This window comes from Oryzihumus leptocrescens, from assembly GCF_006716205.1.
GTDB classification, from domain to species: domain Bacteria; phylum Actinomycetota; class Actinomycetes; order Actinomycetales; family Dermatophilaceae; genus Oryzihumus; species Oryzihumus leptocrescens.
On sequence record NZ_VFOQ01000001.1, the window covers coordinates 640,287 to 663,195 of the forward strand.

The window sequence follows — 22,909 nt, forward strand, 5'->3', positions numbered from 1 at the left end:
TTCGCGTCAGCGCAGGACGGCGAGCCGAGCCCGCATCGGGGACCGGGTCGCGCCGCCGGTCGAGGTCGACGCCGAGGCCGACGACGGGACCGGCTGGGGCAGCGGGGCGCAGGTGGCGTCGGCCCGCGAGCCGGACCTGCGCTGCGGCAGCGTCCCGTCGGCCAGGTAGGCCGCGATCTTGCTGTCCAGGCAGGTGTTGCCCGACAGCGAGAAGGCGTGGTTGGTCCCGCCGGGCAGGGCGATCAGCGACGCCTCCGGGAAGCGTCGGCGCACCTCGAGGCTGCCCGGGTACGGCGTTGCCGCGTCGAGCGTCTCGTCGACGAGCAGGATCGGCGGCGCGTCACGCCCATCGACGTGCACCGGGTCGTGGGCGGCGGCCGGCCAGACCCGGCACGGCTCGTTGAACCAGGCGTTGCTCCAGGTCAGGAACGGCGCGTCCTTCGCCACCCGGGTGTTGTCGCGCTTCCAGGTCGACCACTTCTGCGGCCACGGTGCGTCGACGCACTGCACGCCGAGGTACATCGCGTAGCCGTTGTCGTCGCCCACGGAGGCCGAGCCGTTGTAGGCGTCGACCAGGGACTTGCTGTCCGGGGTGTGCACCCAGTTGCTGAACAGCGAGGCCAGGTCGGGCCACAGGAACTGCACGTAGCCGGCGCCGGTGAAGATGTCGGTCCACTCGGCCGCGCCGACGACCCCGCCGGCCGGGGCGGCCTCGAGCTTGTCCTTGGCGTCGTACCACTGCTGCTCGACCGCGTGCTCGGTGGTGCCGAGGTGGTAGGTGGAGTCGTACTTCGCGATCCAGCCGAAGAACTTCGTCAGCACGACCTCGAAGGCGTAGTCCTGGTCGAGGTTGTCCTGGTACCAGACCCCGCGCGGGTCGACGTTGGAGTCGAGCACGAAGCGGCGCACCTTGTCGGGGTAGAGCGTGGCGTAGACCTGCCCGAGGTAGGTGCCGTAGCTGAAGCCGTAGAAGTTGAGCTTGCTGGCGCCGAGGGCCGTGCGGATGCTGTCCATGTCCCTGGCCGAGTCGACCGTGGTCAGGTGCTCGAGCAGCGCGCCGCCCGCGCGACCGCAGGCCTGGGCATAGGCCGCGGCCTTGGCCAGCCAGGCATTGACCGACCCGTGCACCGGGTCGTACGGCGGGCGCGGCCCCGCGGTGTAGTTGGGGTCGCAAGAGAGGGCAGGCTGGCTGGAGCCGACGCCGCGGGGGTCGAAGCCGATCCAGTCGTAGGCCTTGCCCGCGTCGCCGGGCACGAAGCCGCCGAGGATCGAGTAGATGAGGCCGGAGCCGCCCGGGCCGCCGGGGTTGACCAGCATGACGCCCTGGTACTGGCTGTCGGGCACGGTGTGCAGCACCCGCGAGATCGCGAGCTTGACCGTCGCGCCGCCGGGGTTGGCGTAGTCCATCGGCACCGTCACCGTGCCGCACTGCGCATGGGCTTGTTGCAGCGTCGGGTCAGAGCAGCTCCCCCAGGCCACCGACGTGGCCGCCGCGGCGGTGGTGGTCCGGGTCCCCGGCGACGCCGCCGCCAGCCCGACCGGCGTCGCGGCCAGGGTCCCCGCGGCCACCGCGGCGGTGACCACGATGGTGAGTCGCTTCATGACGTTCTCCCCTCCGGCGACCGTGCGTCGAGCGCCTCGTGCAGGTCTACGCCGGGCGGTGGCCGGGTGGCTCCGCAGAAGGGACGACAGCGGCTACGACGCCCTCCGGTGGGGTCTCAGTCGGCGACGGCCAGGGACGGGGTCTGCCGGGGGGTGAGCGTGACCCGGTCGCCGGGGGAGAAGCGGGCGACGGCGTCGTTGTCGACCTGGCACATGAGCTCCAGCCCGTCGTCGGTGCGCGCGGTCACCCGGCCCCACGAACCCAGGAAGCTGGAGGTCAGCACGGTCGCGCTGCCCTGCGGGTCGGCGGCGACGGTGAGGCTCTCCGGGCGGAGCAGCACGGTGGCGGGGCCCGACCCGGCCGAGCCGGGCAGCAGCGGCACGCTGGCGCCGAGCACCCGCGCGTGGCCGTCGGCGACGGTCGCCGGCACCCGGTTGGTCAGCCCGACGAAGTCCGCGACGAACGCCGTCGCCGGGCGGGAGTAGAGCTCCTGCGGCGCGGCGAGCTGCTCGAGGTTGCCGGCCCGCATGACCCCGACCCGGTCGGCGACGGCGAGCGCCTCCTCCTGGTCGTGGGTGACGAACAGCGTGGTGGTGCCGACCTCGAGCTGGATGCGGCGGATCTCGTCGCGCAGCTGGACGCGGACCTTGGCGTCGAGGGCGGACAGGGGCTCGTCGAGCAACAGCACCTGCGGCTCGATCGCCAGGGCACGGGCCAGGGCCACGCGCTGCTGCTGGCCGCCGGACATCTGGTGGGCGTAGCGGTCGGCCTGCTCGGAGAGCCCGACCAGGTCCAGCATCTGCGCGGCCCGCTCGCGCCGCTGCGCCGAGGAGCGGCCCCGCATCTGCAGGCCGAACTCGACGTTCTGCCGAGCCGTCATGTGCGGGAACAGGCTGTAGGCCTGGAAGACCATGCCCATGTCGCGCTTGTTGGTCGGCACCCGGGTCAGGTCCCGCCCGCCGACCTCGACCCGGCCGGAGTCGGCGTCCTCCAGCCCGGCGAGGACGCGCAGGGCGGTGGTCTTGCCGCAGCCCGAGGGACCGAGCAGCGCGACCAGCTCGCCCGGCGCGATCTCCAGGGTGAGCCCGTCGAGGGCGTGGATGCTGCCGTAGAACCGCCGCAGCTCGGTGAGCCGGACCCCGACGCCCTTGACGGCGGGTGCGGCGGAGGTCGTCGAGGTGGTCGTGGACATCAGCTCTCCTTGGCGCGGCGGCGGCCGCGACGGGTGAAGGGGGACCGGGCCTCGCGGCGCGTGACGCCCACGAAGGACAGGGCGAACAGCACGGCGAAGGCGAACGCCAGGGCGGCCAGGGCCACCGCGACCGAGACCTGGGCGTCGCTCTTGCCCAGGCGGAAGATCGCGACCTGCAGGTTCACCCGGCTGTAGAGGTTGGCGATGGTGAACTCGCCCAGCACCAGGGCCACGGCCAGGAACGACGCGGACAGTACCGCGGTGCGCAGGTTCGGCAGGATGATGCGGATCATGATCCTGAACCACGACGCCCCGAGCGAGCGCCCGGCCTCCGAGAGGGTCTTGACGTCGATGGCCCCGAGCCCGGCGTCCAGCGCGCGGTAGGCGTAGGGCAGCACCAGCACGACGTAGGCGAAGCACAGCCAGATCGTGTCCTCGCTGAGCAGGTAGGTCACCCACGCGTAGACCGGGGTCAGGCCGACGACCAGCACGATGGCCGGGATGGTCAGCGGCAGCAGGCAGATGAACTCCACCGTGCGGCGCAGCCCCGGCAGCCGCAGCCGCACCCACGTCATGGTCGGCACGAGCAGCACCAGCATGATCACCACGGTGAGCACCGCCAGCCCGGCGGAGGCGATCAGGCCCTCCTTGAGGTCGGGGTAGTTGGCGTCGATCGTGCCGAAGTCGACCAGCTTGGCCCAGGTGTCCAGGCTGCGGCCCGAGCCGCCGGCGCCGCGGGTGGTGAACTCCAGCATGCCGAACAGCGGCAGGGCGAAGAAGGTGAGCACCAGCCCCACGACGACCCAGCGGAGGATCGCCTGCTTGCGGCGTCGCGCCGCCTGCAGGCTCATCGGCCCAGCCACTTCGACGTGCGCCGCTCGAGCAGCGCGTAGAGCGTCATGACCACCGCGACCACCGCGACCATGGCCAGCGCCATCGCCTTGCCGATGTTCTCCTGGCCGAGGATGACCTCGGAACTGAAGGTGCCGGCGATGTTGAGCGGCAGGATCGGCGAGCCCTGCGAGACCAGCGCGGCAGCGGTGGCGTAGGCGCTGAAGGCGTTGGTGAACAGCAGCAGGGTCGCCCCGATGAAGGACGGTGCCAGGATCGGCCCGCCGACGCGGCGCCAGTAGTCCCAGGCGCTTCCGCCCAGGGTCTCGGCGGCCTCGCGCCACTGCGGGCGCAGGCCCTCCACGGCGGGCAGGAAGACGATGAGCATGAGCGGGATCTGGAAGTACGTGTAGACGAGCATCAGGCCCTTGTTCCACTCGAACAGCCAGGTGCTGTTGCCCAGGTCGATGCCGATCGACTGCAGCCGCAGGGTGAGGAAGCCCTGCAGGCCCACGGTGGCGATGAAGGCGAAGGCCAGGGTCACGCCGCCGAACTGGGCCAGCACCCCGCACAGGGAGGTGACCAGCCGGCGCAGGGTCCCGCCCTCGCGGGCGGTGGTCACGGCATACGCGAGGAGCCCGCCGACCACCGCGCCGACGACCGACGTCACCGCGGAGAGGATGACCGAGTGCTCCAGCGAGGAGACGATCGCCGGCTGGGACAGGGCCCGGACGTTGCTGGTGGTGAAGGTGTTGTCCGCGCCCAGGAAGGCCCCGATGGCGACGACCAGCGTGGGGATGAGCAGGAAGATCGTGGTGTAGGCGAAGAACGGGAGCACGCCCATGAGGGCGCCCACCGGCATTCCGCCGGTGAGCGCCCCCGGGCGTCGTCGATCAGCCAACGGCGTTGGCCCAGTTGGCGGCCAGGTAGTTCTTGGCCTTCGTCTCCTGCTCCGGGGTCAGGAACACCGGGGTGCCCTGCGTCGGGGGCAGTGCGGAGTGGGCGGCGGCGTCGATGGTGCCGGCCTTGGTCATGGCGTCCTCACGGACCGGACGGGCGCCACCCTTGAGCCAGAGGTTCTGGCCCTGGTCGGAGTAGAGGAACTCCTGCCACAGCCGGGCCGCCGCCGGGTGCGGGGCGTCCTTGTTGATCGCCTGCACGTAGTAGCCGCCGACGACCGCGTTGGCCGGGACGACGGTCTTCCAGTCGAGCTTGCCCTTGAGCTTGGCGCCCTGGGCGACGTTGAGGTAGTCCCAGTCGATGACGACCGGCGTCTGCCCGGACTCGATCGTCGCCGGCGTCGGGTCGACCGGCAGGAAGTTGCCGGCGTTCTTGAGCTGCTTGAAGAAGTCGACGCCCTTGCTGATGTCGTCGGCGCTGCCGCCGTTGCCGAGGGCGGCCATGACGACGCCGCTGAACGCCGCACCGGCCTTGGTCGGGTCACCGTTGAGCGCGACCTTGCCCTTGTAGGCCGGCTTGAGCAGGTCGGTCACCGACGCGGGGGCGGGGACCTTGCCCGCGTCGTAGCCGATGCTCATGTAGCCGCCGTAGTCGTTGACCCAGGTCCCGTTGGCGTCCTTGAGCTTGTCCGGCACCTGGCCGAACGTGGTCACCTTGTACGGCGCGAACATCGCGGTGTTGGCGCTGGCGACGGCCGCGCTGAGGTCGAACACGTCGGGAGCCTTGGACTGGCCGCTGAGGTTCTTGGCGGCGGTGATCTCGTCGGCGCTGGAGGCGTCGGGCTGGGCGCTGTCGACCTTGATGCCGTACTTGGCGGTGAACGCCTTGATGATCTCGCCGTAGTTGGCCCAGTCCGGCGGCAGCGCGATGACGTTGAGCGTCCCCTCCTTCTTGGCGGCGGCGACGAGGGCGTCCATGCCCCCGAGGGCCTGCGCCGACGTGGCCGAGGCGGCCTTGTCGCCGGAGGCGGAGGAGCTGCTGGACTTCGCGGGCGGTGAGCAGGCCGCGATACCGACGGCCGCGAGGGCGGCCACCAACGCGACTCCGGCGGGGCGGGCAAAGGTCTTCACGTCAGCCTCCTGGGGTGACATCAGCCGGTCGGCGCGGGGGGAGCCCCCGCACCGTGGGGGACTGCACCGAACACTGACCACAGCGGGTAAACGGATCATGTCGTGTCGGCGTCGATCTGGCCACAGTCCGGAGTGCAGGACCCGGATGGTTGGATAGCGGGCGTGACTGAACGGAAGACGTCTGTTGTCGTGCTCGGTGGGGGTCCCGGCGGCTACGAGGCGGCCCTGGTGGCCGCCCACCTGGGGGCGTCGGTCACCGTCGTGGACCGTGACGGACTCGGTGGCGCCGCGGTGCTGACCGACTGCGTCCCGTCCAAGACCCTGATCTCGGTCGGCGACTTCATGCAGCGGTTCGAGGCGGCCACCGAGCTCGGGGTCGGCTTCGAGGCCGCGCACGCCGGCGAGGAGGCCACCGCCGACGCGTCGCGGGTGAACGCGCGCATCCTCGCGCTCGCGGCCGCGCAGTCCCACGACATCGAGCAGCGCCTCCTCACCGAGGGGGTGCGCGTATGCCGTGGTGTCGGTCGCGTGCTCGCCCCCGGCCGGGTGCGCATCGAGGCGGAGTCCGGCACCGAGGACGTCGACGCCGAGGTGGTCCTGGTCGCCACCGGTGCCACCCCCCGGGTGATGGACACGGCCCGCCCCGACGGCGAGCGGATCCTGACCTGGCAGCAGATCTACGCCCTGAAGGAGCTGCCCGAGCGCCTCGTGGTCGTCGGCTCCGGCGTGACCGGCGCCGAGCTGGCCCATGCCTACCTGGGCCTGGGCAGCGACGTCACGCTGGTGTCCTCCCGCGACCGGGTGCTGCCCGGCGAGGACGCCGACGCCGCCGAGGTGATCGAGAACGTCTTCCGCCGCCGCGGCATGACCGTGCTCAACCGCTCCCGGATGGCCTCGGTCGAGCGGACCGGCGACGGGGTCGTCGTGACCCTGGAGGACGGGCGCAAGGTCGAGGGCAGCCACTGCCTGCTCGCGGTCGGCTCGGTGCCGCAGACCGCCGGCCTGGGGCTGGAGGAGGCCGGGGTCGAGCTGACCGCCTCGGGCCACGTCCAGGTCGACCGGGTCTCACGGACGTCGGCCAGGGGCATCTACGCCGCCGGTGACTGCACCGGGGTGCTGCCGCTGGCCTCGGTCGCGGCGATGCAGGGCCGGATCGCCATGGCTCACGCGCTCGGCGACGCCGTGGCCCCGCTCAACCTGCGCGGGGTCAGCGCCAACATCTTCACCGACCCCGAGATCGCCACGGTCGGCTACTCCCAGAAGGACATCGACGAGGGCAAGGTCGACGCCCACACGGTGATGCTGCCGCTGGCGACGAACCCGCGGGCCAAGATGCAGAACGTGCACGACGGGTTCGTCAAGCTCTTCGCCCGCAAGGGCATCGGCACCGTGGTCGGCGGCGTCGTGGTGGCGCCGCGGGCCTCGGAGCTGATCTACCCGGTCACCCTGGCCGTGCAGCACCGGCTCACCGTCGACCAGCTGGCGGGCACGTTCACGGTCTACCCGTCGATGTCGGGCTCGATCGCCGAGGCGGCCCGCCGCCTGCACACCATCGACTGACGCCGTCACCAGCGGTATGCCGTGCCCCACCCTCCCGGGCTCGGCCGGCTCAGGGGCGACGGGCCTCAGGCGTCGTGCTGGGGCTTCTGGGGCTGCTGCGGGTGCTGGGACTGCTGCGCCTGACGCTCCTCCTCGGCCCAGCGGGCACGCCGGCGCTCCGAGGTCGCCCGGCGCAAGCGGTTGACCACGGGCACCGTCACCGCGAGCACGACGACCAGGATGATCAGGTTCGTGACGCTGAAACCCGTCGTCGTGGCGTGGCCGGCGGTCGCAAGGTGGGGCAGCATGTCCGGCAGTCTAGGCAGCGGCCGACGCCGTGCCGAGGGGGTCACCGGGTCCGGGGCCGGGTAGTGTCCGAACTGTTGCCGGCCAGCACGGGAGGCGAGCGCATGAGCCAGCCAGACGGCATCCCTCCGCAGCGGCCCACGGGGTCCGAGCCGCCGATCGAGCCGGAGCCGCCCTCGCCGCCGGAGCGCCCCGTGCCGGTCCCTGAGCCCGAGCCGCTGCCGGGGCAGGAGCCACCGCAGCAGCCGACCCCGGCCGACCCGGACGCCGACCCGCACCGCCCCGGCTGGGGCGTGCCGACGCCGGAGTGAGACGACGAAGGCCCCGACCACGTGGTCGGGGCCTTCGCGTGTGCCTGCTGCGGGTCAGTCCTTGATCTCGGCGATGACCGCGCCGTTCGTGACCGTGTCGCCGACCGAGGCCACGATGCCGGTGATCGTCCCGGCCTTGTGGGCGTTGATCGGCTGCTCCATCTTCATCGCCTCGAGCACGACCACCAGCTCGCCCTCGGCGACGGTCTGGCCCTCCTCCACGGCGATCTTGACGATGGTGCCCTGCATCGGGGCGGTCAGGCTGTCACCGGAGGCGGCGGCGCCACCCTTGCTGCCGCCGGAGCGCTTGGGTGCCTTCTTCTTCGCCGCGCCGCCGCCGCCGAGCGCCAGCCCGCCGGGCAGGACCACCTCGAGCCGCTTGCCGCCGACCTCGACGACGATCTGCTGACGCTCGCCGTCCTGCTCGGGGGCCTCGGCAGCAGGGCCGGCATACGGCGGGATCTGGTTGTCGAACTCGGTCTCGATCCAGCGGGTGTGCACCGCGAACGGCTGCTGCGGGTCGGCCGGGGCGAACGCCTCGTCCTCGACGACGACGCGGTGGAACGGCAGCACCGTCGGCATGCCGTCGACGACGAACTCGGCGAGCGCCCGGCGGGAGCGCTGCAGCGCCTCCTGCCGGCTGCTGCCGGTCACGATGAGCTTGGCGAGCATCGAGTCGAATGCGCCGCCGATGACGTCGCCGGCCTCGACGCCGGAGTCCAGGCGCACGCCCGGGCCCGACGGGGCCCGGAACTCGGCCACGACGCCCGGCGCGGGCAGGAACCCGCGGCCGGCGTCCTCACCGTTGATGCGGAACTCGAAGGAGTGGCCCACCGGCTCGGGGTCGGTGAAGTCCAGCGCCTCGCCGTTCGCGATCCGGAACATCTGGCGGACCAGGTCGATGCCGGTGACCTCCTCGGTGACCGGGTGCTCGACCTGGAGGCGGGTGTTGACCTCGAGGAAGGAGATCGTGCCGTCCTGGCCGACGAGGAACTCGCAGGTGCCGGCCCCGTGGTAGCCCGCCTCGCGCAGGATCGCCTTGGACGCCCGGATCAGCTCGGCGTTCTGCTCGTGCGACAGGAACGGCGCGGGGGCCTCCTCGACGAGCTTCTGGTGGCGCCGCTGCAGCGAGCAGTCGCGGGTGGAGACGACCACGACGTTGCCGTGGGTGTCGGCCAGGCACTGGGTCTCGACGTGGCGCGGCTTGTCGAGGTAGCGCTCGACGAAGCACTCGCCGCGGCCGAACGCGGCGACGGCCTCGCGGGTGGCCGACTCGAACAGCTCGGGGATCTCCTCCAGCGTGCGGGCGACCTTCAGGCCGCGGCCGCCACCGCCATACGCCGCCTTGATCGCGACCGGCAGGCCGTGCTCCTTGGCGAAGGCGACGACCTCGTCGGCCCCCTCGACCGGGTCCGGGGTGCCGGGCACCAGCGGGGCGTTGGCGCGGGCGGCGATGTGTCGGGCCTTGACCTTGTCGCCGAGGGCGTCGATGGCCTCCGGGGGCGGCCCGATCCAGGTGAGCCCTGCGTCGATGACGGCCTGGGCGAACGAGGCGTTCTCGCTGAGGAAGCCGTAGCCGGGGTGGACCGCGTCGGCACCGGCCTTGCGGGCGACGTCGAGCAGCTTCTCCTGCACCAGGTAGGAGTCACCCGGCGTGGACCCGCCGAGGGCGTAGGCCTCGTCGGCCACCTTGACGTGCAGTGCGTCGCGGTCGGGATCGGCATAGACCGCAACAGATCCGATGCCGCTGTCCTTGCACGCGCGCGCGATGCGGACGGCGATCTCGCCGCGGTTTGCGATCAAGACTTTGCTGATGGGCGCCATGCGCGGGAGCCTAGCGCCTCCCGCGAGGGCCGTCGGGAGGGGAGTTAGGGTCGACACATGACTTCTGTACCGAACGTGACCCTGACCGCCGGTAACAGCACCATCGACATCCCCCAGCTCGGCTTCGGCGTCTGGCAGGTCTCCGACGACGAGGCGACCACCGCCGTGACGACCGCGCTCGAGGTCGGCTACCGCAGCATCGACACCGCCCGCATCTACGAGAACGAGGACGGCGTGGGCCGGGCCCTGGCCTCGACCGACGTCTCCCGGGACGAGATCTTCCTGACCACGAAGGTCTGGAACGACGACCAGGGCTACGACTCGACGCTGCGCGCGTTCGAGGCCTCGGCCAAGCGGCTCGGGCAGGACTACGTCGACCTCTACCTCATCCACTGGCCGACCCCGGCCAAGGACGCCTACGTCGACACGTGGAAGGCGCTGCTGCAGCTGCGCGCCGACGGCCGCATCCGCGCGGCGGGCGTGTGCAACTTCCAGCCGGCCCACCTGCAGCGGCTCATCGACGAGACCGGCGAGGCGCCCGCGATCAACCAGGTCGAGCTGCACCCGCGGCTCCAGCAGGCCGAGCTGCGCGCCTTCCACGCCCGGCACGGCATCGTCACCGAGGCCTGGAGCCCGCTCGCCCAGGGCGGCGACCTCCTCAAGGACGACACCATCACCGGTATCGCGCGCAAGCACGCCCGCACGCCCGCCCAGGTGATCCTGCGCTGGCACCTGCAGGTCGGCAACGTCGTCATCCCCAAGTCGGTGACCCCGTCGCGGATCAGCGAGAACTTCGACGTCTTCGGATTCGACCTCGACGCCGAGGACCTGGCCGCGATCGCCGGGCTGGACCGGGCCGGGCGCATCGGCCCCGACCCCGACGAGTTCAACGTCGGAGCCTGAGCACCCGGACGCCAGAAGGGGGACCGCGCCCGGCGCGGTCCCCCTCCTGCGTCCTCAGCCGGGACTCAGCTGTGGGTCCTCAGCCGGCGAGCGCCGCGTCCGCCCGCGCCAGCACCACCGGCGCGAGCCGCTCGGCGTACGGCACCGTCCAGTGGACCCCGTCCGAGCGCACGACGGTGCCGTCCTGCAGGGCCTGGCACTGCCCGCCGGGGCAGACGAGGTCGTCCACGTCCACGACCACGGCCCGGCCGTGGCTGCCGGCGGCCACCTGCCGCAGCACCCGGTTGTAGCCGTCCACGAACTCCCCGCCCAGCGCCAGCGGCTCGGCCGACCCGGCCGGCCGGTCCGGCGCGATGACGGTCCCGAGCGAGGGTCCGGGCGGCGGCAGCGTCACGAAGGCCACCCGGCCGCCGCGCGCGGCCACCTCCCGCACCAGCCGCCGGTATGCCGCGCGCAGGGTCGCGTCGTGGGCCGCGGTGCCGGGGTCGATGCGCTGGCCGCCGACGACCAGCCCCTGATGGTGGGACCAGTACTCGGCCACCAGGACCAGGGGGTGGCGCCCGGCGGCGCGCTCGGCGTCGAGCACCGCGAGCTGCTGCTGCCGGGCGCGCTCGTGGCAGGCCTGCGCCGAGGCGTCCGGGCCGGGCGAGCCGTCGGGGACCACGAGCAGCCCGGTGGGGGTGCAGCGCACCCAGGCGGCCTGGACGTAGCGGGCGTCGTGCTGGCGGGCCCAGGGCTGCAGCCCCGGGTCCAGGGCTCGCGCGGTGGAGTCGCCGAAGAGCACGACCGAGCGCGAGCCGCCGTCCACCTTGACGCAGGAGGCCAGCGGGTCCGAGGCCTCGGCGGGGCAGGGGGAGTCGCTGCGCTGGGCCAGCTGGCGGCCCAGCGGCGCCGGCAGGGCGGTGGCGGTGACCGCCACCCCGGCGACGAGCGCGGAGGTGAGCGCCGCGAGCGCGGTGACCCGGGTGGCGGACCGGCGTGCCCACGGCATACGGCCCTGCTGGACGGGGCGCTCGACCAGGCGCCAGGACGCCACGGCGAGGGCCGCGGTGAGCGCCACGCGCAAGGCCTGCCGGGCCCACCAGGCCGTGTCGGGCGGGCCGTCCACGGGCAGCGCCACCACGACCGGCCAGTGCCAGAGGTAGATGCCGTAGGACAGGGTCCCGACCGCGACCAGCGGGCGCCAGGACAGGGCCGTGGCCAGCCGCGAGCCGGGCGCGAGCTCGACCCCGGCGATCACGGCCGCGACGGCGAGGCACACCAGCAGCGCCCCGCCGCGGTAGTACAGCGTGGAGGAGTCCGGCAGCAGGGCGAAGCCGGCGAGCAGCGCGGCCAGGCCGGCGCCGGCCACGGCCGCCGCACGACCTTGCCCGCCCGGGCATACGCGCCAGCGGCGGACCGCCACGGCGAGCAGCACCCCGACGGCGAGCTCCTGCACGCGGCCCTCGGTGCCGTAGTAGGCGCGCGCGGGGGACAGCAGGGCGTGCTCCAGCGCCATGGCCAGGCTCGAGGCGACCAGCGCGGCGAGCGCCACCGCACCCAGGATCAGCTCCCGCTGCCGGACCGCGTCGGGCCTGGGCGCGGGCACGCCGCGCCGCGCGCGCCGGCGCAGCGCCAGGGACAGCACGGCCCAGACCAGCGCCGGCCAGACCAGATAGAACTGCTCCTCCACGGCCAGGGACCAGGTGTGCCGCAGGGGCGAGGCCCCGGTGTATGCGGCGAAGTAGTCCTCGCCGCTGCCGGCGAAGTGCCAGTTGGCCACGTAGGCCAGCGTGGCGAGCAGGTCGCCCCGGCGGGCGGACCACTGCTCGACGGGACCGTGCCACCAGACCCACCCGGCGCAGGCCAGCAGCACCACGGCCAGGGCCGGGAAGAGGCGACGCACGCGGCGCACCCAGAAGGCCGCGAGGTCGACCCGGTCGGTGCGCTGGTGCTCGGCGAGCAGCAGGGAGGTGATGAGGTAGCCGGAGAGGACGAAGAAGGCGTCGACGCCGAGGAACCCGCCCGGCAGGGCCGACCCGGCACCGCCTCCGAGGTGGTAGACGACCACGGCGAGGACCGCGAGCGCGCGCACCCCGTCCAGCGCTGGGCGACGGGTGCTCATGCGGGCTCCTCGCGTGCGGGGGCGGGACGAGCCGCCACCCCCCGAGGCGACCAGTTCCCGATGGTGCCCCGTCCCGGCCCGCGCCGGACACCCCCTCAGGCGGGGAGCGTGGCCGAACTCACCCCAGCCGGCGCAGGTCCTCGCGGCAGCGCCGCTCGAGGTCGTCGAGCTCGGTCAGGGAGTCCTCGATGTCCTTGCGGCGGCGCTCGAGCTCCAGGCGCCGGTCGCCGATCTGGTCGAGCAGGTAGGTGAGCTGGCCGGCCTCGCCGGGCTGCTCGTCATACATGTCGACGATCTTGCGGATCTCTTCCAGGGGGAAGCCGAGTCGCTTGCCGCGCAGGATGAGGTTGAGCCGGGTGCGGTCGCGCCGGTGGTAGACGCGCTGCGTGCCGCGGCGCTCGGGGGAGATCAGGCCGAGCTCCTCGTAGTGGCGCACCGTGCGGTGGGTGACGCCGAACTCCTCGGCGACCTGCGCGATCGACCAGGTGGGGGACGCGGGCCTTGTCATGCGCCTGATCGTGCTTTACGTTGACGTCAACGTCAAGCAGCCGCCGGGCCACCCCTGCCGGCGCGACCGAAGGGCACCACCTGCGATGTTCGAGCTCAGCAAGGACCATGAGGACTTCCGCGCCGTCGTGCGCGAGTTCGCCGAGGCCGAGGTGGCCCCGCACATCGCGCAGTGGGACCGCGACCACTACTTCCCCAGCGAGCTCGTGCCCAAGATGGGCGAGCTGGGCCTGTTCGGCCTCGTCGCGCCGGAGGAGTTCGGCGGCGCCGACGCCGACTTCACCTCGCTGTGCGTGGCGATCGAGGAGCTCGGCCGCGTCGACCAGTCAATCGGCATCACCCTGTCCGCCGGGGTCGGGCTGGGCATCAACCCGATCCTGACCTACGGCTCGCAGGAGCAGAAGGAGCGCTGGCTGCCCGACCTGGTCGCCGGGCGCGCGCTCGCGGCGTTCGGCCTGACCGAGCCCGAGGCCGGCTCGGACGCCGGCGCCACCCGCACCAGGGCCCGCCTCGACGGCGAGGAGTGGGTCATCAGCGGCGCCAAGGCGTTCATCACCAACTCCGGCACCGACATCACGTCGGTCGTCACGGTCACCGCCCGCACCGGGGAGAACCCCGACGGCTCGGCGCAGATCAGCGCGATCATGGTGCCCTCGGGCACGCCCGGCTTCACCGTCGAGCCGGCCTACGACAAGCTCGGCTGGCACGCCTCCGACACCCACGGCCTGTCCTTCGACGGGTGCCGCGTCCCGGCCGGCAACCTGCTCGGCGAGCAGGGCTCCGGCTTCAAGCAGTTCCTCAAGACCCTCGACGACGGCCGCATCGCCATCTCCGCGCTCGCCGTCGGCCTGGCCCAGGCCTGCCTGGAGACCGCGACGTCCTACTCGAAGACCCGCATGGCGTTCGGCCGCCCGATCGGCGTCAACCAGGGCGTCTCGTTCCAGGTCGCCGACCTCGCCGTCATGGTCGAGGCCGCCCGCACGCTGACCTACAAGGCCGCCTGGCTCAAGGACGAGCTGCACCATGGCCGCCGCTCGGTCGCCGAGGTCAAGCAGGCCGCCGCGATCGCCAAGCTCTACTCCACCGAGGCCGCGGTCTCCGCCACGCGCATCGCCACGCAGGTCTTCGGCGGCAACGGCTTCATGGAGGAGTTCCCGGTCGCCCGCTTCTACCGCGACGCCAAGATCCTGGAGATCGGCGAGGGCACCAGTGAGGTCCAGCGCATGGTCATCGCCCGCGGGCTCGGCCTGCCCACCTCCTGATCCCCTTGTCGTTGAAGGAAGATGTCGGTATGACGAGCCTGAGCTCCCAGCCCAAGCGCCCCTTCGCCGGTCCCACGGACGGGGGAGACCCGCGGGTGGCGAACGTGCGCTCGCGCCTGTCGGCGGCCTACGACGCCTCGGCGCTGCCGCCGGAGAAGGCCGCAGCCAAGCTGGCCTCGCAGAACAAGCTCTACGTCCGTGAGCGGATCGCGCTGCTGTTCGACGAGGGCTCGTTCGTCGAGGACGGGCGCTACGCCAACGCCATGGCCTCCGGCCTGCCCGCCGACGGCGTGGTCACCGGTCGGGGCACCGTCGACGGCCGGCCGGCGATCGTCGTGGCCAACGACCCGACGGTCAAGGCCGGCTCGTGGGGCGCGCGCACCGTGGAGAAGATCGTGCGCGCCACCGAGATGGCGCTGCGCGAGGAGCTGCCGATCTTCTGGTTCGTCGACTCCGCCGGTGCGCGGATCACCGACCAGGTCGAGCTGTTCCCCGGCCGCCGCGGCGCCGGGCGCATCTTCCACAACCAGGTCGCGTTGTCGGGCAAGGTGCCGCAGATCTGCTGCCTGTTCGGGCCCTCGGCCGCCGGTGGTGCCTACATCCCGGCGTTCACCGACATCGTGATCATGGTCGACGGCAACGCCTCGATGTACCTCGGCAGCCCCCGCATGGCCGAGATGGTGGTCGGCGAGAAGGTCTCCCTGGAGGAGATGGGCGGGGCGCGGATGCACTGCACCGTCTCCGGCTGCGGTGACCTCCTGGCCTCCGACGACACCGACGCCATCGAGCTGGCCAAGCTGTACTTCTCCTACCTGCCCTCCTCCTGGCGCAGCGAGGCCCCGTCCTACGTGCCGGAGGAGCCGTCGCGGCCGCTGACCCGCAGCACGGTGCCCGAGAAGGAGAGCCAGCCCTTCGACATCCACGAGGTCATCGACGGCCTGGTCGACGAGGACTCCTTCTTCGAGGTCAAGCCGCTCTTCGCCGCCGAGCTGGTCACCGGCTTCGGCCGGATGGCCGGCGAGACGGTCGGCATCGTCGCCAACAACTCGGCGGTCAAGGGTGGCGTGCTGTTCTCCGACAGCGCCGACAAGGCCGCGCGCTTCATCTGGCTGTGCGACGCCTTCAACATCCCGCTGGTCTACCTCGCCGACGTGCCCGGCTTCATGATCGGCTCCGAGGTCGAGCGCGGCGGCATCATCCGCCACGGCGCCAAGATGATCACCGCGGTCTCCGAGGCCACCGTGCCGCAGTTCTCGGTCATCGTCCGCAAGGCCTACGGCGCGGGGCTCTACGCCATGGCCGGGCCCGGGTTCGGCCCCGACGCCACGCTGGCCCTCCCGACCGCCCGCATCGCCGTGATGGGCCCGGAGGCGGCGGTCAACGCCGTCTATGCCAACAAGATCAACGAGATCGAGGACCTCGCCGAGCGCGAGCAGTTCGTGCAGAACAAGCGCCGGGAGTACGAAGAGGACGTCGACCTCGAGCGCCTCGCCGCCGACCTCGTCCTCGACGGCATCATCGAGGCCGACGCGCTGCGCCAGGAGCTGCTGCACCGGCTGCGCTACGCCGCCCGCCGCGACCGTGCCTTCAGCCAGCGCCGGCGCGGGGTCCCGCCGGTCTGACCGGCTGCCCTTACCCCCGCGCTCACTCGCCGAGCTGGACGTTGCTGCCCCTTCGGCGCCCCTGAAGGGGCAGCAACGTCCAGCTCGACGGGGCTGACCCGTGGGATTTGACCGCCGTGCGAGGTTAGGTAAGGCTTACCTTTGTGATTCCCCGCGTGTGCGTTGCTGTCGTCCTGCCTGCCCTTGCCGTCGCCGCGTGCGGCACCGGCTCCGACCGGCCCTCCGCCGACGAGACCGGGTCGGCCACACCGGCCGTCGTGGTGACCTCCTCGGCCCGCGCCTGCACCGCTGACGTCGACAGCGTGCCCGCCGGCGCCCGGGTGGTCCGCATCCACAACAGCGGTGACAAGGTCACCGAGCTCTACATCCTGCGCGCGGACGGCACCAAGGTCGCCGAGCGCGAGAGCATCGAGCCCGGCGCCTCCGAGGACATGACCGTCGAGCTGACCGAGGGCGCCCACACCCTGCAGTGCCTGCCCGGCAAGAACGGCACCACGGTCGCCGGGGCCCTGACCGTCACCGCCGCGCAGGCGGGTGGCTCGGCCCGGGACGGGCGGCTGGCAGCCGCCGTCCCGGCATACCGCGCGTATGTCGCGCAGCAGGCGGGTGCCTCCCTTGCGCAGGCCCGCGCGCTGAGGGCGGCCATCGCCGCCGGCGACGTCGCGAAGGCCAGGGAGCTCTACTGGACCAGCCGCGTGGGCTGGGAGTCGATGGAGCCGGTGGCCGAGGCGTTCGGCGACGTCGACCCCAAGGTCGACCTGCGCGAGGCGGACCTCGAAGCCGGGCAGACGTGGACCGGCTGGCACGTCATCGAGAAGCAGCTGTGGACGAAGGGCAGCACCGCCGGGCTGACCCCCGTGGCGACCCAGCTCGTGACCGACCTCAGCGACCTCGTCGCCCGGATCCACCGGGCCGGGATCACCCCGACCTCGATGGCCAACGGCGCCAAGGAGCTGCTCGACGAGGTCGCCACCGGCAAGGTCACCGGCGAGGAGGAGGCGTTCAGCCACACCGACCTGGTCGACTTCGCCGCCAACGTGGCCGGGGCGAAGCAGGCGTGGACGCTGCTCAAGCCGGTCGTCGTGCAACGCAAGCTCGAGCTGGCCACCTCGCTCGACCAGCGGTTCGCCGCGGTCGAGGAACTGCTGGCGAAGTACCGCAGGGGCGCCGGCTACGTCTCGTACGACACGGTCACCCAGGCCCAGCGCTCGGAGCTCTCGCGGGCCGTCGACGGCCTCGCCGAGCCGCTGTCCCAGCTCGCCGCGGCCGTGGCGTGAGCCGGCTCAGCCGCCGCCAGGCCCTGGGCATCGGCGCGGCCACGGCGGCCGGGGCCGCAGGCATCGTCCTGGCCGAGTCCAGCGGTGCCTCGGTGTTCCGCGCCGGGCACGGCGAGCCGGCGGCCGCCGAGGGCACCCCGGTCGCCTTCCACGGCGAGCACCAGGCCGGCATCGCCTCGGCGGTGCAGGACCGGCTGCACATGGCCGCCTTCGACGTCACCACCGACAGCCGCGACGAGGTCATCGCGCTGCTCAAGGCGTGGACGGCCGCCGCCGCCCGGATGACCCAGGGGCGGGAGGCCGTCGCGGGCGGGGCCATCCCGGCCGTGAAGCAGGCGCCGCCGGAGGACACCGGCGAGGCGCTCGGCCTGCCCGCCAGCCGGCTGACCGTCACCATCGGCTTCGGCCCGACGTTCTTCGAGGAGGACGGCAGGGACCGCTTCAGCCTGCGGGGCAAGCGCCCCGCGGCCCTGGTCGACCTGCCGCACTTCCCCCAGGACGCGCTCGACCCGGCCCGCAGCGGCGGCGACATCGTGGTCCAGGCGTGCTCGGACGACCCGCAGGTCGCCGTCCACGCGGTGCGCAACCTGGCGCGCATCGGCTTCGGCACGGTCGCGGTCCGCTGGAGCCAGCTCGGCTTCGGCAAGACCTCCTCCACCACGCCGCAGGCCCAGACCCCGCGCAACCTGTTCGGGTTCAAGGACGGCACCAACAACATCGCCGGTGACGACGCCGACGCGCTGCGCCGGCACGTGTGGGCCGACGCCTCTGACGGGGCCGCCTGGATGGCCGGCGGCAGCTACCTGGTGGCGCGCCGGATCCGCATGCACATCGAGACCTGGGACCGCACCTCGCTGGACGAGCAGGAGCAGGTCACCGGCCGGCACAAGGGCAACGGCGCACCGCTGGGCGGGGTGCACGAGCGCGACGAGGTGAGGCCCGTCATGCTGCCCCGGGACTCCCACGTGGCGCTGGCCCACCCGAGCACCAACGACGGGCACCGGATCCTGCGCCGCGGCTACTCCTTCGTCGACGGCTCCGACGGGTTCGGCCACCTCGACGCCGGGCTGTTCTTCATCGCGTTCTGCCGTGACCCGCGCACGCAGTACGTCCCGATGCAGAACCGGCTCTCGCGCAACGACGCGATGATGGAGTACCTCCAGCACACCGGGTCCGGGTTGTGGGCCGTCCCGCCGGGCGTGCGACCCGGCGGGTGGGTCGGCCAGACCCTGTTCGAGGCCTGACGGCTCAGACCGCGCGGGCCAGTGACAGCGCGAACCGCCCGGCCTCGTCGGTCCACCACTGGTCCAGCACGAAGCCGGCCGCCTCGAGCTCGGTGGCGACCTTGTCCCGGCGGAACTTCGCGGAGATCTCGGTGCGCATCTGCTCGCCCTCGGCGAAGTCGACCTCGAGGCCGATCCCGGGCACCCGGACGTGCATGGCTCGGGTGGCGACGAGGCGCATCTCGATCCACTCGTTCTCGGCGTCCCACACCGCCCGGTGCGTGAACGCCTCGACGTCGAAGTCGGCGCCCAGCTCGCGGTTGAGCACCCGCAGCACGTTGCGGTTGAACTCCGCGGTCACCCCGGCCGCGTCGTCGTACGCCGCGACGAGGGTCCCCTCGTCCTTGACCAGGTCGGTGCCGAGGAGCAACCACTCACCGGGCTGGAGCACGTCGCGCACGCTGTGCAGGAACCCGGCGCGCTCGGCCGGCAACAGGTTGCCGATGGTGCCGCCGAGGAAGGCGACCAGGCGCGGCTGCTCGCCCGGCAGCCGGCTCAGGTGCTCGGTGAAGTCGCCCACGACCCCGTGGATGGTCAGTCCCGGGTAGTCGGCGTCGATCGCCTCGACCGCCTCGCGCAGGGCCGTGCCGGAGACGTCCAGCGGCACGAACGTGCGCAGCGAACCGTTGTCCCGCAACGCATCCAGCAGCAGGCGGGTCTTCTCCGAGGAGCCCGAGCCCAGCTCGACCAGCGTCTGCGCGCCCGTGTGCGCGGCGATCCCGGCGGCCCGCGCGCCCAGGATCTCGCGCTCGGCCCGGGTGGGGTAGTACTCCGGCAGGCGCGTGATGTCCTCGAACAGCTCGCTGCCCCGCGCGTCGTAGAACCACTTCGGCGGCAGCCACTTCGGCGTGCTGGTCAGACCGCGCTCGGCGTCGGAGCGCAACGCCGTGGCGGCGTCGTCGGCGGTGAGGTAGGTGTCCACCTGGGTCATGGCCGTCCCTTGTCATCGATCGGATGCATCTCGAACGTCGTGCGCGTCGCGTGGAGCACGTGCCGGTCGGGCACCGCCTCCCACGACGGGTCCTCGGGGTCCCACGGCTCGGAGCTCACCGCGAGCCCGTCGTCGCCGCGGCGCACCCACAGCGAGTGCCACCACGTCGTCGCGGTGACCGCCTCGCCGTCGGTGAGCAGCAGGTTCAGCCGGGAGCCCGGCGCCGCCGCGGCCACCTCGGCGACCACGCCGCCGAGGGCCTCCAGGGGGTGTTTGCCCGCACGCAGCCGGTGCCGGACGAGCGCCCACAGCAGGGCGGCGTCGGTGGGGGCGTCCAGGGTCATCAGGTCGGTCGCGGGCAGCCCCGCAGCCTGTTCGGCCACCGAGTCCGGCCAGCCCCGCACCACCCCGTTGTGGCTGAACAGCCAGCGGCCCTCACCGAACGGCGCGCACGCGCTCTCCTGCACCGGCATGCCGACCGTCGCGCTGCGCACCGCGGCCAGGACGGCGGTGGAGCGGATGGTGGTGGCCAGGTCGCGCAGCGACCCGTCCGCCCACATGGGGCAGGCCCGCCGGTATCGCGCGCCGTCACCACCGGGGGAGGGGTACCAGCCCACGCCGAAGCCGTCGGCGTTGATCGTCCCGCCCTGGCGCATGTCCAGCGGCGCCCAGGACTGGCGCAGCAGCGAGTGCGGCGGGTCGAGCAGCACGTCGGCGAGCGCCACCTCGGGGCCGACGTAGGCCAGGTGCCGGCACATGAGCTAGCCGAGCTCCTCGGGACGGGGGTCGCGGGCGCACCGGAAGCCGGAGAAGATCTGGCGCCGGATCGGGTAGTCCCAGTTGCGGAACGTGCCGCGGCAGGCGACCGGGTCGGTGCCGAACGAGCCGCCCCGCAGCACCTTGAACTTCGGCGCGAAGAACACCTGGGAGTACTCGGGGTAGGGGAACACCGCAAACCCGGGGTAGCCGGCGAAGTCGCTGCTGGTCCACTCCCACACGTCGCCGATCAGCTGCTCGACGCCCAGCGGCGAGGCGCCCGCGGGGTAGGCACCGACGGGTGCGGGACGAAGGTGGCGCTGGCCGAGGTTGGCGTGCTCGGCCGTCGGGTCCTCATCGCCCCACGGGTAGCGGCGGGAGCGGCCGGAGGCGGGGTCGAACCGGGCCGCCTTCTCCCACTCCGCCTCGGTGGGCAGGCGCTTGCCGGCCCACGCGGCATACGCCTCGGCCTCGTGGAAGCTGACGTGCACCACCGGCTCGTCCAGCGGCAGGGGCTCGCGCACGCCGAACCGGGTGCGCACCCAGCGGCCGTCCTCGCGCTCCCAGAAGCGTGGCGCGGTGATGCCGGCCTGCTGCCGGTGCGCCCAGCCGGTCGGGGACCACCACTGCGGGTCGTGGTAGCCGCGCGCCTCGACGAACGCGAGGTAGTCGCCGCAGGTCACCGGCGTCGTGTCGATGACGAAGGCGTCGACGTGCACCTGGTGGGCCGGGCGCTCGTTGTCCAGGGCCCAGGGCTCGGTGGAGGTGCCCATGGTGAACGGGCCTGCGGGCACGAGGACCTCGGCGGCCGGCACCCAGCGCCCGCGGGGCGGGGGCGGTGCGTCGAGCACCGGGGCGCCGGCCCGCAGCTGGTGGGTGGCCAGCATCGTCTCGTCGTGCTGCTGCTCGTGCTGGGCGATCATGCCGAAGGCGAACGCGCCCTCGACCAGCGGCCGGCCCTCGAGGACGGCGTGGTCGAGCACGTCGAGCACCTTGTCGCGGACCTCGGTGACGTAGCCGCGCGCCTCGGCCGGGCCGAGCAGCGGCAGCGCCGGGCGGTCGACCCGGGCGTGCTTGAACGCGTCGTAGAGCTCGTCGATGTCCTGGCGCACCGGGTCCCGGCCGCCGACGTCGCGGACCAGCCAGAGCTCCTCCTGGTTGCCGATGTGCGCCAGGTCCCAGACCAGGGGCGACATCAGCCGGGAGTGCTGCCGGGTCAGGTCGTGGTCGTCGACCGCGTCGGTGAGCGCGGTGCTGCGGGACCGGGCGCGGGTGAGCACCTCGGCCACGTGCGCGCGCAGCTTCTCCTGCTCCATCGTGGTCAGGTCGGGGGTCGTGGTCATGCCGAGCACCTCCGGCTCGTCGCGTCGTCGATCCGTTCCTGCAGCTGCCGGGTGACCTCGTCGGCCACGGCGCGGGGCAGGTCCTGCCCGTCCAGGGCGGACACCCCCAGCTCGACCACCGCCGTCGCGGAGCGGGCCAGCCCCGGGTCGGCCACTCCGAGGCGGGCGGCGCTCAGCCACCGGTCGGCGGTCTCCTCGGTCACCTCCAGCGCGCGCCCGACCGTCTCGGGCCGGGACAGCAGTGCGGTCAGGAGGGCCACCGGCGTCACCCAGCCGTGCCCGGCCTGGGCGTCGAGGTAGCGCACCTCGAGGTAGCCGTGCGGCCGCACCGGCGGGAAGAGCGTGGACAGGTGGTAGTCGAGGTCCCGGGTCGTGGGCGGCCGGCCGACCGGGGAGGGGCCAGCCACCCAGTCCGCGAAGCGCACGCCGGCGGGAGCGGTCCACGGCCCCTGCTCGCGGCGCACGCACAGCAGCGGGGCCTCCAGGGCCATCCGGGCGTACTGCGCCACCGGGTCCGCGGTGCGCGCCGGGGCGAACGTGGCCGGCGGCGCGGTCGCAAGGGTGGAGCGCAACCGGGCCGAGACCCAGCCGGTGTCGCTGCCGGCCATCACCGCGGAGTTGCCGAAGAGGGCGGTCATGGTCGGGCCGAGCGCGTGCACGGCGTCCCACCGGTGCACCGCCTCGGCGCCCTCGCCGAGGTCGACGCAGACCTGCAGGCTGGCCGTGCTGCACATCATCCGCGAGCCGTGCGGGCCGATCGCGGCGAAGAAGTCCTCCATCGCGTCGTAGCGCGGCGTGCGCAGGATGCGGCGGGGCGTGCGGTGCGGGTCGAGACCGTGCTCGCCGCGGCGCAGGCCGTGCGGGGCGAGCAGCTCGCCGAGGGCGGCGGCGTCGGCGGCGGCGGCCTCGAGGAGGAAGGCGAGGGAGGGGGTCGGCGCGGAGGAGATCTCGACCTGGCCGCCGGGTTCGACGGTGACCAGGGAGCCGGCCGGCAGGGGCAGGTGGGGGCTGTGCGGGTCGACGGTGGTCGGCGCGTGAGGGCCAAGGGCCCGTGCCAGGTCGGTCAGCTCGACGGCACGGGCCGGGTCGTCCTCGTGGTGGAGGGTCCACTCGAGCTCGACACCCTGCAGCCGGGGAGGTCCGTGCTTGAAGCAGACCATGGCGACGTAGCCCTCGGCCTGGTCGCGCGACAGGACCGGCGCCCCGTGGACCTCGTCGTCCCCGGCCGCCACCGAGCCCCCCGGCATCTCCATCGGCATCACCATCGGCACGAACCTAACTGCCG

The 22,909-nt window shown here is 73.0% G+C and carries 20 protein-coding genes; 7 read left to right on the forward strand and 13 right to left on the reverse strand.

Translation table 11 applies throughout. The features are described 5' to 3' along the window. Window positions 1-6: 6 nt before the first annotated feature. From FB474_RS03130 to FB474_RS03150, 5 genes are all read right to left on the reverse strand, one after another. A complete protein-coding gene (locus FB474_RS03130) occupies window positions 7-1,602 on the reverse strand; it encodes an alpha/beta hydrolase (protein WP_141787330.1) in 1,596 nt (531 codons plus the stop codon). Window positions 1,603-1,718: 116 nt separating this feature from the next. After that, on the reverse strand, window positions 1,719-2,795 hold the full coding sequence (locus FB474_RS03135; RefSeq protein WP_141787331.1) for an ABC transporter ATP-binding protein: 1,077 nt from the start codon (window positions 2,793-2,795) through the stop codon (window positions 1,719-1,721). Further along, complete coding sequence (locus FB474_RS03140) at window positions 2,795-3,646, reverse strand: ABC transporter permease (protein WP_141787332.1); 852 nt, start codon at window positions 3,644-3,646, stop codon at window positions 2,795-2,797. Before FB474_RS03140 ends, FB474_RS03135 begins: the two co-directional genes overlap by 1 nt. Then, window positions 3,643-4,470, reverse strand: coding sequence for an ABC transporter permease (locus tag FB474_RS03145; RefSeq protein WP_141789771.1), 828 nt, complete (start codon window positions 4,468-4,470; stop codon window positions 3,643-3,645). The genes FB474_RS03140 and FB474_RS03145 overlap by 4 nt, the downstream gene beginning before the upstream one ends. Before the next feature lie 49 nt (window positions 4,471-4,519). Further along, entirely contained in the window at window positions 4,520-5,656 is a 1,137-nt protein-coding gene (locus tag FB474_RS03150) for an ABC transporter substrate-binding protein (RefSeq protein ID WP_246092017.1), read from the reverse strand. Between the two features lie 162 nt (window positions 5,657-5,818). On the opposite strand from FB474_RS03150, the gene FB474_RS03155 reads away from it, so the two are divergent. Continuing rightward, the gene (locus FB474_RS03155; protein ID WP_141787334.1) at window positions 5,819-7,216 is read left to right on the forward strand and encodes an NAD(P)H-quinone dehydrogenase; all 1,398 of its coding nucleotides are present in this window, start codon (window positions 5,819-5,821) and stop codon (window positions 7,214-7,216) included. A gap of 65 nt (window positions 7,217-7,281) precedes the next feature. On the opposite strand, the gene FB474_RS03160 is transcribed toward FB474_RS03155, so the two are convergent. After that, window positions 7,282-7,503 carry a hypothetical protein gene (locus FB474_RS03160; RefSeq protein ID WP_141787335.1) on the reverse strand — a complete coding sequence of 74 codons (222 nt, stop codon included), beginning with the start codon at window positions 7,501-7,503 and terminating at the stop codon, window positions 7,282-7,284. A 102-nt stretch (window positions 7,504-7,605) separates the two neighbouring features. Between FB474_RS03160 and FB474_RS03165 the strand changes: the two genes are divergently transcribed. Next, complete coding sequence (locus tag FB474_RS03165; protein ID WP_141787336.1) at window positions 7,606-7,812, forward strand: hypothetical protein; 207 nt, start codon at window positions 7,606-7,608, stop codon at window positions 7,810-7,812. 54 nt (window positions 7,813-7,866) lie between these two features. Here FB474_RS03165 and FB474_RS03170 read toward each other — a convergent pair whose 3' ends face one another. Next, window positions 7,867-9,636, reverse strand: coding sequence for an acetyl/propionyl/methylcrotonyl-CoA carboxylase subunit alpha (locus tag FB474_RS03170; protein WP_141787337.1), 1,770 nt, complete (start codon window positions 9,634-9,636; stop codon window positions 7,867-7,869). Window positions 9,637-9,693: 57 nt separating this feature from the next. Between FB474_RS03170 and FB474_RS03175 the strand changes: the two genes are divergently transcribed. Further along, the gene (locus FB474_RS03175) at window positions 9,694-10,539 is read left to right on the forward strand and encodes an aldo/keto reductase (protein WP_141787338.1); all 846 of its coding nucleotides are present in this window, start codon (window positions 9,694-9,696) and stop codon (window positions 10,537-10,539) included. A 79-nt stretch (window positions 10,540-10,618) separates the two neighbouring features. Here the strand turns inward: FB474_RS03175 and FB474_RS03180 are convergent, their stop codons facing one another. Both FB474_RS03180 and FB474_RS03185 read right to left on the reverse strand, forming a co-directional pair. Next, the gene (locus FB474_RS03180) at window positions 10,619-12,643 is read right to left on the reverse strand and encodes an acyltransferase family protein (RefSeq protein ID WP_141787339.1); all 2,025 of its coding nucleotides are present in this window, start codon (window positions 12,641-12,643) and stop codon (window positions 10,619-10,621) included. Window positions 12,644-12,761: 118 nt separating this feature from the next. Continuing rightward, window positions 12,762-13,151, reverse strand: coding sequence for a MerR family transcriptional regulator (locus FB474_RS03185; protein ID WP_141787340.1), 390 nt, complete (start codon window positions 13,149-13,151; stop codon window positions 12,762-12,764). Window positions 13,152-13,236: 85 nt separating this feature from the next. On the opposite strand from FB474_RS03185, the gene FB474_RS03190 reads away from it, so the two are divergent. The 4 genes from FB474_RS03190 (at window position 13,237) to efeB (ending at window position 18,555) form a co-directional block, all read left to right on the forward strand. Beyond that, window positions 13,237-14,412 carry an acyl-CoA dehydrogenase family protein gene (locus FB474_RS03190; protein WP_141787341.1) on the forward strand — a complete coding sequence of 392 codons (1,176 nt, stop codon included), beginning with the start codon at window positions 13,237-13,239 and terminating at the stop codon, window positions 14,410-14,412. 29 nt (window positions 14,413-14,441) lie between these two features. Continuing rightward, window positions 14,442-16,034 carry an acyl-CoA carboxylase subunit beta gene (locus FB474_RS03195; RefSeq protein WP_141787342.1) on the forward strand — a complete coding sequence of 531 codons (1,593 nt, stop codon included), beginning with the start codon at window positions 14,442-14,444 and terminating at the stop codon, window positions 16,032-16,034. 155 nt (window positions 16,035-16,189) lie between these two features. Next, a complete protein-coding gene (gene efeO, locus FB474_RS03200) occupies window positions 16,190-17,311 on the forward strand; it encodes an iron uptake system protein EfeO (protein ID WP_141787343.1) in 1,122 nt (373 codons plus the stop codon). Continuing rightward, window positions 17,308-18,555: an iron uptake transporter deferrochelatase/peroxidase subunit gene (efeB, locus tag FB474_RS03205; protein ID WP_141787344.1), complete on the forward strand. Its 1,248-nt coding sequence runs from the start codon at window positions 17,308-17,310 to the stop codon at window positions 18,553-18,555. The genes efeO and efeB overlap by 4 nt, the downstream gene beginning before the upstream one ends. A 4-nt stretch (window positions 18,556-18,559) precedes the next feature. On the opposite strand, the gene egtD is transcribed toward efeB, so the two are convergent. The 4 genes from egtD to egtA are packed head-to-tail and all read right to left on the reverse strand — an operon-like array spanning window position 18,560 to window position 22,877. Next, entirely contained in the window at window positions 18,560-19,525 is a 966-nt protein-coding gene (gene egtD / locus FB474_RS03210) for an L-histidine N(alpha)-methyltransferase (protein ID WP_141787345.1), read from the reverse strand. After that, window positions 19,522-20,283, reverse strand: a complete 762-nt coding sequence (gene egtC, locus FB474_RS03215) for an ergothioneine biosynthesis protein EgtC (protein ID WP_141787346.1) — start codon at window positions 20,281-20,283, stop codon at window positions 19,522-19,524. Before egtC ends, egtD begins: the two co-directional genes overlap by 4 nt. Before the next feature lie 3 nt (window positions 20,284-20,286). Then, complete coding sequence (gene egtB / locus FB474_RS03220) at window positions 20,287-21,624, reverse strand: ergothioneine biosynthesis protein EgtB (protein ID WP_141787347.1); 1,338 nt, start codon at window positions 21,622-21,624, stop codon at window positions 20,287-20,289. After that, entirely contained in the window at window positions 21,621-22,877 is a 1,257-nt protein-coding gene (gene egtA / locus FB474_RS03225; RefSeq protein WP_221632419.1) for an ergothioneine biosynthesis glutamate--cysteine ligase EgtA, read from the reverse strand. The genes egtB and egtA overlap by 4 nt, the downstream gene beginning before the upstream one ends. Window positions 22,878-22,909: the final 32 nt, after the last annotated feature.